This window comes from Desulfococcus sp. (genome assembly GCF_050178255.1).
Classification (GTDB): domain Bacteria; phylum Desulfobacterota; class Desulfobacteria; order Desulfobacterales; family Desulfococcaceae; genus Desulfococcus; species Desulfococcus multivorans.
Genome location: NZ_JBFXGG010000113.1, coordinates 1 through 9142 on the forward strand (window position 1 = coordinate 1; position 9142 = coordinate 9142).

The window sequence follows — 9142 nt, forward strand, 5'->3', positions numbered from 1 at the left end:
ACTACGGGCCCTCGTTCCTCTGGTACAACCCGGAGCCGTCCTCCGCCCCCGGCAAGCCTTTCACCTGGCGCTACGCCATGCTCTTCATCGCCTCGACCGGCGGCAACGACAGTCTCGGTCTGGGTTATTCGGACGACGGGTTGGACTGGCGACTGTATGGAAACGCGCCGATCCTCTCCGGCCTGATTGATGCTCAGGATTGGGAGGGAGCGAACGGCTATGTTTCCTCCTGCCACGTGGAGCGTCTGGCCGACGGCCGCTGGTGGATGCTCTATTCCGGCGGGGAAGCCGGAAACGCGGGGATCGGGTACGCCTGGTCCTGGGACCGCATCCATTGGACCAAGGCCGCCTTCAATCCCGTGTTTCAGGCCGGTCAGGGGCCGTTCCTCGAGCGCTGTTACACGCCCTGCCTTGTCACCGACGCCGACGGCTCCTTCCTCCTTTACCGGGCCGCCAAGGACGCGGATTCCTACCGGACTTTCGTATCCCGACTCCGCGCGCCGATTCTCGGTTGGCGGGACATAATAGGATCGGACCGGCTCGGACAGGGGCTCACCGCGCGGGAAGCCATCCATCGCGGGGTCGGCACCGAGGCCGAACGCGACGCGACTATCCCAATCCCATCCGTGGGCGACGAATGGTTCAACACAGATCTCTCCGGCGGCGGGAAATGGGAGAAACACACCGGAACCGAGTGGAAGAAGAGCTGAACCGCATCTGGCATGGCTATCACAACCGCCGACACCAGCATTTCGAATCATCACGCTACCTCAGGATAAACCTGCACAACGTCTGGTATCGGGGGGTCATTGAGTTCCGCTGGTTCGTGTGGAGCGGCACGCGCTCCTCGGGGAAAATAAAATCGATACATGGTACAATTCAGGGCGCGCGTTGTCAGATCACGGTTTTTCATCCCTGGCTGGATGCCATTGCGGCCAGGACCAGGAGTCCGATCCTGTCAACCCCGTTGATCGCAGCTCGTGTCACCATAAGCGTTTCCTTTCCCGCAAATCCATTGCCTGAGAAAATGGATCAGATTCCGCCTTCGAAAAGGGTGGTGCCAGCGCCCCGCAGGTCTGAGACCGCCTGCGTGACCCGCTCGGCCAGGGCTTCCTCAGCAAGTTTCATGTAGGAACGCGGATCGTATTTCTCCTTGCTGCCCACCTCCCCGTCGAGCTTGAGCACGCCGTCGTAGTTCTTGAGCATGTGGTCGACTATGGGCCGGGTGAAGGCGTACTGGGTATCGGTGTCGATGTTCATCTTGACCACCCCGTAATCCACAGCTTCGCGGATCTCTTCCAGGCTCGAACCCGAACCGCCGTGGAACACCAGAGCGAAGCGCGCGGACCGCCCATAGGCATTAACCACGGCTTCCTGTCCTGCTTTTAAAATGGCTGGCTTAAGCTTCACCTGACCGGGCTTGTACACGCCGTGCACATTGCCAAAAGTGGCGGCCAGCAGGAAGCGGGCGCCTTGGACCGCGTTTAAGCGGTGGTGAACTTCCAGTATGTCCTCGGGTGTGGTGTAGAGTCTCTCGCCCCCGCTGCCGCTAACGCCGTCTTCGGTGCCGCCCACCACCCCGGCTTCCACTTCGAGGATGATCTCGTTGCGATGACAGCGTTGGAGTAGGTCCACGGCGATGTCCAGATTTTTCTCGAGCGGCAGGTTGCTGCCATCGAACATGTGGCTGTTGAAGAGATTGGGTAGCCCCGCTACGCGCCGGCGCTCGGTTTCCGCAATGAGCGGAAGCACGAATTGGTTTAGCGCCTTGGCTTGGCAATGGTCGGTGTGCAGGGCCACAAAGATGGGATATCGCGCCGCCACGCGGTGCACGTGCTCGGCAATGGAGATGGCGCCCAGGGCCATGTCCCCGACGTCGATCCCGGAGGCAAAAGCCCCCCCGCCGGTGGAAACCTGGATGATGCCGTCGCTTTTACTCGATGCCAGTCCTTTGAGCACGGCATTCGCCGTGGTCATGGAGGTGACGTTGATGGCCGGGTAGGCGTAACTTTTCTCCAGGGCTCGTTCGAGCATGCGGCAGTAAGTATTATAATCGGCAACCGGCATGGTTAACCTCTTTTAGACAAGGTTGGTTATTGGGGGGCTTCAACAACCCGCTTTTGTGTTTCCTCACTGGGTTCTCAGCCATCACTCTATGGTAAAGCCCACATACCGAGTTCCGTGTTGCCCTTTCACCAACAAAAGCACCTTTTTACTGGTACTGGACGCTTTGAGTGCATTGACGAGGTCTGAAACGGTTTGAACACCTTCCCGGTTGGCTTCCAGGATCACCATGCCGGGGCGCAACCCGGCGAAGGCGGCCGGACTGCCGGGTTTGACTCCGGATATCAGCACGCCCTCAATTTCCTGATACCCGAATTGATTGGCCAGATCTTCGTTCAAATTCTGGACGGTGATCCCGATTTTTTCCATTAGATCGTTTTGCGTCGGCTCTTCCGCTTTCGCCTCACTGAGATTGCCCAGTTTTACTTTCACCGTTTTCTGTTTGCCTTTTCGAATCACGGTCAAATCGATTTTAGTTCCGGGCATTGTCATGGCGATCATGTTGCGGAAATGGCCCACATCCTTTACCGGTTTTCCATCCATTTGAATCAGAACATCGCCGCGCTCGAGGCCATGCTTCTGCGCCGGGGAATCTTCATAGACTTGTGAGATAAGCACGCCTTCAGTGCCCTCATCGAGCCCGAAGGATTCGACAAGCTCCCTGGACAAATCCTGGATGCCGACCCCCAGGTATCCCCTGTCCACCTTGCCGTGGGCGATAAGCTGTTCCTTGATCATTTTGACCATGTTGATTGGGATGGCGAACCCGATTCCCATATAGCCGCCGCTTTTAGAGAAAATAGCCGAGTTGATACCTACGGCTTCGCCCCTCATGTTGATCAGGGGGCCGCCTGAGTTTCCCGGATTGATGGCGGCATCGGTTTGGATAAAATCTTCGTAATCGGTGATTCCCACCGAGGTGCGGCCCTTGGCGCTGACAACCCCTACCGTCAAGGTATGGGAGAGCCCAAAGGGATTGCCCACGGCCATCACCCATTCGCCGATTTCCAGCGTCTCCGAATCCCCCATGGGCAAGACCGGTAGATCCTTTGCCCCTTTGATCTGAATCAAGGCCACATCCGATTTGGGATCGGTGCCGATAACCTTGGCCTCGAATTCCCTTCCGTCCTTCAATGTGACTTGGATCTTATCGGCTTCTCCCACCACATGGTGGTTGGTCAGGATATACCCCTCTTTTGAGATAATAAACCCCGATCCCCAGCCGGTCTGCTTGTATTTTTCCTGTGGCCGCATCTGCGGGAATCGTTGCCCGAAAAAACGACGGAACATGTCGTCTTCGAATAGATCGAACGGGTTGTTGTATTGAAACGGCGTGCCCGCGGCTTCGATTGTCTGCTCCACCTTGATGAAAACAACCGTCGGAATGACCTTTTTGGCGACACCGGTAAACGGTTCCGGCGTGCCCGCAGCGACCGCAAGCGCGGAGCCGATCGACAGTGTCCATGCCAAGGAAAAAAACAGGGCCGAAAGGATGAGTATTCGCGTGGTGGATGATTGGTTGGATTTCCAAATTACTTTCATTGTCATAACCTCCCATGGTCATAATTTGTTTACGGCTGAAATATTGCCGCCTTGATGGTGCATACCGAAATATTATACAGGCCGTTACTTTTCTGCTTTTTTTTCTTTACGCGGCTGTCGGTTCATTCCGGATCGACGCCATCAGGGCGTCCAGCTCCTCGGCTTCGAGCTTCTCTTCGACCAGAAGTTTTTCGGCCCCTTTTTCAAGAATCTCTCTGTTGTCCGACAGCAGCCGGCGAGCTCTTTCATATTGTTCATCGATGATTTGTTTGACTTCATTATCGATGATTTCCGCCGTCGATTCGCTGTATTCCTTCGCGCCCTCAGGGCCCATCGGCAAAAAGTGCTGCCGCTTTTCCCGGCTGAAATAGACCTTGCCGAGTTTTTCACTCATACCGTATTCCTTGACCATGCTGCGGGCGATGTCGGTGGCCCGCGCCAGGTCATTGTGCGCGCCGGTCGAGATGTCCTCGAAAACGATCTCTTCGGCAACCCGCCCGCCCAGGAGGGTGGCGATCTTGTTGAGCAATTCGGTTTTTTTCATCAGGAACCGGTCTTCGGTGGGCACCTGCAGGGTGTACCCCAGGGCCGCGATCCCGCGGGGAATAATCGAGATTTTTTTCACCGGATCGGTTCCCGGTAGGGCGCGGGCGACGACGGCGTGGCCCATTTCGTGGAAGGCGACGATTTTTCTCTCTTCCGGGTTCATCAGCCGGTTCTTTTTCTCCAGTCCGGCGACCACCCGCTCCACGGCCTCCTCGAATTCCGCCATGCCGACCTTTTCCTTGTTGCGCCGGACGGCCAGCAGTGCGGCTTCATTGACGATGTTGGCTAAATCCGCACCGGCCATTCCCGGCGTCATGCCGGCAACTGCTTCGACATCCACGGTCTGGTCGGCCTGGATCTTCTTCAGATGCAACCGAAGGATCGCCTCGCGTCCCTTTTTGTCCGGGCGGTCCACCAGCACCTGGCGGTCAAAGCGACCCGGTCTGAGCAGTGCCGGATCGAGAATCTCCGGCCGGTTGGTGGCGGCGATCAAGATGACGCCGATGTTCTGGTCAAAGCCGTCCATCTCCACCAATAGCTGGTTGAGGGTCTGCTCCCGTTCGTCGTGGCCGCCGACGGCGCCGCCGAATCCCCTGGCCTTGCCGAGGGCGTCCAATTCATCGATAAAAATGATGCACGGGGCCTTTTGCTTGGCCTGTTCGAAAAGATCCCGCACGCGCGCCGCACCGAGCCCGACAAACATCTCCACAAAGTCCGATCCGCTCATGCTGAAAAACGGGACGCCGCTTTCTCCGGCCACGGCCTTGGCCAGCAGGGTTTTACCAGTCCCCGGCGGGCCCACCAGCAGAATACCGCGGGGGATATTGCCGCCGATCCGGGTAAAACGCTCAGGTTTTTTCAAAAACTCAGTTACTTCCAACAATTCCTGCTTGGCTTCATCCACTCCGGCCACATCATCGAAGCGGACCGGCACCTCATTTTCCATGTAAATTTTAGCCTTGTTTTTTCCCAGGGTCATGAACCCCGGCTGGCCGCCGGACATGCGCCGCATGATCCAGAACCATAGGCCGATGTAAATCAGAAAGGGGAACATCCAGGAAAACAAGCTGCGGAAAAAAGTGGATTCGATTTGGCCGTCGAATTTGACGCCGTACTCTTCCAGCAACTTAGAGGTTTCCGGGTCCACCTTGACGGTTCTGAAAGCAATCTGGCCACCGGGATCATTCGTCAACACCATTTTGCCCTGGATCTGGTTTTCGCTCACCCGTGCCTCAATAACTCTTTTATCCTTCAACGCCGCCAAAAATTCGCTGTAGGGAATCACACGAACAGCCATGGCGGAATAGATCAAATTTTGAACGATCAGCACCGCCCAAATCCCGATCAGCAGGTACCAAATTGAGAATTTATATTCTTTTTTCATCACACCTCCGGATAATAACTCGTTTTAAAATATCTTTTTCCCCATTGAGATGCCAATGAGGCTTTAATTTGATCTCGAATAAAACCGGTCTGCATCTTCGAACATGGCATCAAGAGACTTTCGATGCAGGTAGGGCATATGTCCGCCATGATAAATGTTTAAACTGATATTATTGCGTATCAGTTGATGTAGTCCCATTTGCCTGATCGCAATTTCGGATGCGAAATAGGGGGTTACCAAATCGAAGACGCCATGAGCGATGAAGACCCGCATGTCGGGATTGAGGCTTAAGGCTTGTTTTAAATCCGTAACCGCTTCGACAAAACCCTGCTCGCCCTGAATCCCCGATCGCCAGTTCCAAGACTCGAAAACAGCTTCATTTAAAAGAAGATAAGGCAAGTCAGTTCTGAAATTCAATTGGTTGCGCACATAGCTGTTGAAAGCAGCCGTTACGGGGGCATTGAGACGATCGAGATAGGGATCACCACCGGCGAGTATTTGTCTGGCGGGATTTGGATCGATCTGCGTAATCGACCCGTCGTAAAGACTCACAAGAAAGCCCTTGTCAGAGAGCAGCTGCTTGGCAAAAAACACCGGCGGCACACGGCCGGCCCAACGCTTTACGTCTTGAGCATCCAATCCCGTCAGATGGCTCAACAGATTGAACCGATCTTGTTCCAGCGAACCTGCGGCCAACCCGGTAAGATAATCCGTCATTGCGAACTGCTCGGCCTCGGCAACAGACTCGCGAGGATGTTCCGCCACATAAGTTGTCTGCTCACTGCGCTGATGGATTGCCGCCGTGGCGGCATAACTCGGTAGCAGCGCAACCCAAGGCCAAAGGCTTTTTTCATCTCCCCAAAGCACACTGAAATCCAGAGCCGGCGAAATAAGAACCAGGCCGTTTAATGCGATGCCGAAATCGGACTGCAACAATTCGGATAAACGGGCGACACGGAAGCCGCCATAACTTTCACCCGCCAAATAGATGGGAGACAACCAGCGGTCCTCTTGTGTCAGGTAGGCGCGGATAAACCGGGCCAATGAGTCGATATCTTCCTCCACACCCCAAGCTTTGGCGCGACCTGTCGGATTGTCGGAAAATTTTAGCGTTTTCGATTCGTTGTTTTTTTGAACGGTGCTTTGGTCTTGTTTAATTTCACGACTGTACCCTGTCCCGATAGGATCGACAAAAACAAGATCGGTGAATGCCAACCAGCTTTTCGAGTTTTCCACGATACGTGCCGGCATTGGCGGCACAGAGCCGTCCTCATTGAAAACAACACGTTGCGGCCCTATGGCCCCGATATGAAGATATGCGGATGCCGCGCCGGGCCCGCCGTTAAACACAAACGTAAGCGGCCTCTTATCTTGGCCCTTTTGTTGGATACAATAGGATATGTAAAAAATCCGGCCGACCGGCGCTGACTGTTCGCTCTGAACAGTGATTGAAGCCGCAGTGGCCGTGTAGTTGATTTTTTTGTTGTCTATCTTGAGTGAATGCTGTGTCGTCGAACGATTCGAGGCGTCCAACACCACGGCGCCATTCAGTCCAAAAGGAGCCGTTTTCGCTTCTTCCTCCTGTGCATACGCACCCGCGGCAGGCTGAAAAAAGCAATGCCATGCGGAAAAAAGAATGATTATTATCCACCGATTCATTCGGGTCCCCCATTCCTGAAATCTGAAAGCAGGCCACCGGTCCGAGCTTCAAATCCCGCCTCTATCAGTCTTTCTCGAACATAATGATCGGCCTGGGTGATCCGGGAAGAAACAGTGGGCAAGTCGACACCCAAAATTCTTGTCAGTTCTTCCTCCGCAATATCCTCAAGCTCATGCAGTATCAAAGCCCGGCGCCAGGCGATGGGCAGATCCTTTAACAAACGAAGCGTATAGCCCACCTTCTGATCGTCACGCGTGCCTGTTGCGGGAATTTCCGAGGCTTCGCCGACAATCACATCTTCGATGCGCAACAGTTCATCCGGCTGCCAGAATTCATAAAATTCTTCACCGACCATATTTTCGGCTTGATCCGCAGGATCAAGCGGCGCCGGCTCCTCCAATGGAACCATTTCACCAAAAGTCCTGCTTGCCTGAACTTCTTTGTCAAGTATCTCATGCATTTTTTTCAGCAGGCGAAGGTAGGCCTCCCGGCTGTCCATGCCCGGTTCCCAATCGGCTATTACCGCTGCGACAACTTCGTCCACGACATCCTGCACTGTGGGGTAATCGGGGGGCAAATCCCCCTGGCTATGCAGGAAGGCAAGTTCCCTTTTCACGGCACGTTCGAGCCTATATAAAAGTGTATCAGTGAGTGCGCATGCATCCTTGACGTCACCGGTCGGCAGCGTCTCTTGATGCGCCCTATAGTCTTCCAGACGCGACCGGCGCGTCAGGCGTTTATGGGATTCCTGTCGGCGCACCCGATCTATGTGATTTGTAACCTTGCCGAGAAGTGCCTTGACTGCTCCGTCAATGGCGATTTCCGGTGCGTCCGCCCGGCTTTCCGATACCAGGATCGTTTTTGGCGGCACATGCATGCGAAGTTTGATTCGATAAGCATCTCTGCCATCTCCCCGCTTTTTGATAACGGCGGCTATTTCGCTGCGTTCGGCCCCGATACCCCTCAAACGAGGCACAATGTGACGCTTAACCCGGTTTTCGAGCGTAGTCTCGATTTGTCTTTGATCGACTGGATCACTTTTTACCAACGTGACACTCAGTTTCATTTATTCCTCCTGTACCGGGCATGGATGCGTCACCCTGCCTCCGCGTTTGTTGTAGACTTAAATCATAGACCACGATAGAAAAGTCTTTATATGTTTTAATTATTTGGCAGAGAAAATTATGAGGCTGTCGTAACCGCAACGCGCGCCGGCCGGATCAGCCGCCCGTTGAGCAGGCATCCCTTCTGATGAACTTGGGCCACAATATTGGCCGGAAGATTGCTGCTGCTCAGCTTCATAACGGCCTCGTGCCGTTCCGGATCAAACGGCTGCCCCTGAGGGTCGATGATCTCAACGCCGAAATCCGCAAGCACCGCTGCCAGCTTACCCAAGGTCAGCTCAATACCCTTTCGCAGTCCGTCTGCATCGGCTTCACTGCCGGCGGCGGACAATCCCATTTCCAGGCTGTCCATGACCGGCAGCAGGGCTTCAAGCAGATCAGCGACGGCAAACTTACGGGTATCCGCTAACTCCCGTTCGGTGCGTTTTCGCAGGTTATCGAGATCCGCCCTGGCGCGGAGAAACGACTGCTGGCGCTGTTCGGACTCCTGCCGGCAGGCCTTCAGAGCCTGCCGACAGTCATCCAGGTTAAGGACATCTTCCGCATCCAGTTCGCGGTTCGGCTCTCTATGCTCTTTGGACATTTCCATGCCGGTTATTCCTTTGTGTTCCCGTTTCCCGATTCCTTCTGACTGGATTTTACCGTGTCTTTTAAATACCCTTTGATCTTGTCGAAAAAGCCGCTGCCCGATTTTCCGCCCTTGGTTTTGTCCTCAATCTGATCGAGCTGCTTGTATAGATTCTTGAAATCCTTTTTGCTGCCATAGCCGAGAGCTTGGGCGAATTCCAACTCCGTACGGGCATCTTTTAAAAGATCGGCAAG

General features: G+C 54.7%; 7 protein-coding genes and 1 pseudogene. 1 reads left to right on the plus strand and 7 read right to left on the minus strand.

Annotated elements, in window-relative coordinates:
* Positions 1–710: hypothetical protein (locus tag AB7S84_RS14635; RefSeq protein ID WP_428155337.1), on the plus strand; the 710-nt coding region annotated here is incomplete at its 5' end.
* Positions 711–1032: 322 nt separating this feature from the next.
* Here the strand turns inward: AB7S84_RS14635 and fbaA are convergent.
* The 7 genes and pseudogenes from fbaA to AB7S84_RS14670 all read right to left on the minus strand — a co-directional run.
* Complete coding sequence (gene fbaA, locus AB7S84_RS14640; RefSeq protein WP_428155339.1) at positions 1033–2067, minus strand: class II fructose-bisphosphate aldolase; 1035 nt, start codon at positions 2065–2067, stop codon at positions 1033–1035.
* Positions 2068–2148: 81 nt separating this feature from the next.
* A complete protein-coding gene (locus AB7S84_RS14645) occupies positions 2149–3606 on the minus strand; it encodes a DegQ family serine endoprotease (protein WP_428155341.1) in 1458 nt (485 codons plus the stop codon).
* 106 nt (positions 3607–3712) lie between these two features.
* A complete protein-coding gene (ftsH, locus tag AB7S84_RS14650) occupies positions 3713–5536 on the minus strand; it encodes an ATP-dependent zinc metalloprotease FtsH (RefSeq protein WP_428155343.1) in 1824 nt (607 codons plus the stop codon).
* A 63-nt stretch (positions 5537–5599) separates the two neighbouring features.
* Positions 5600–7195, minus strand: a complete 1596-nt coding sequence (locus AB7S84_RS14655) for a S10 family peptidase (RefSeq protein ID WP_428155345.1) — start codon at positions 7193–7195, stop codon at positions 5600–5602.
* On the minus strand, positions 7192–8262 hold the full coding sequence (locus AB7S84_RS14660) for a hypothetical protein (RefSeq protein WP_428155347.1): 1071 nt from the start codon (positions 8260–8262) through the stop codon (positions 7192–7194). Before AB7S84_RS14660 ends, AB7S84_RS14655 begins: the two co-directional genes overlap by 4 nt.
* 116 nt (positions 8263–8378) lie before the next feature.
* Positions 8379–8909 (minus strand): nucleotide exchange factor GrpE, encoded by a 531-nt coding sequence (locus AB7S84_RS14665; protein WP_428155349.1) that lies wholly within the window; start codon positions 8907–8909, stop codon positions 8379–8381.
* Between the two features lie 5 nt (positions 8910–8914).
* Positions 8915–9142: pseudogene (locus tag AB7S84_RS14670) on the minus strand (hypothetical protein); the annotation flags it as partial.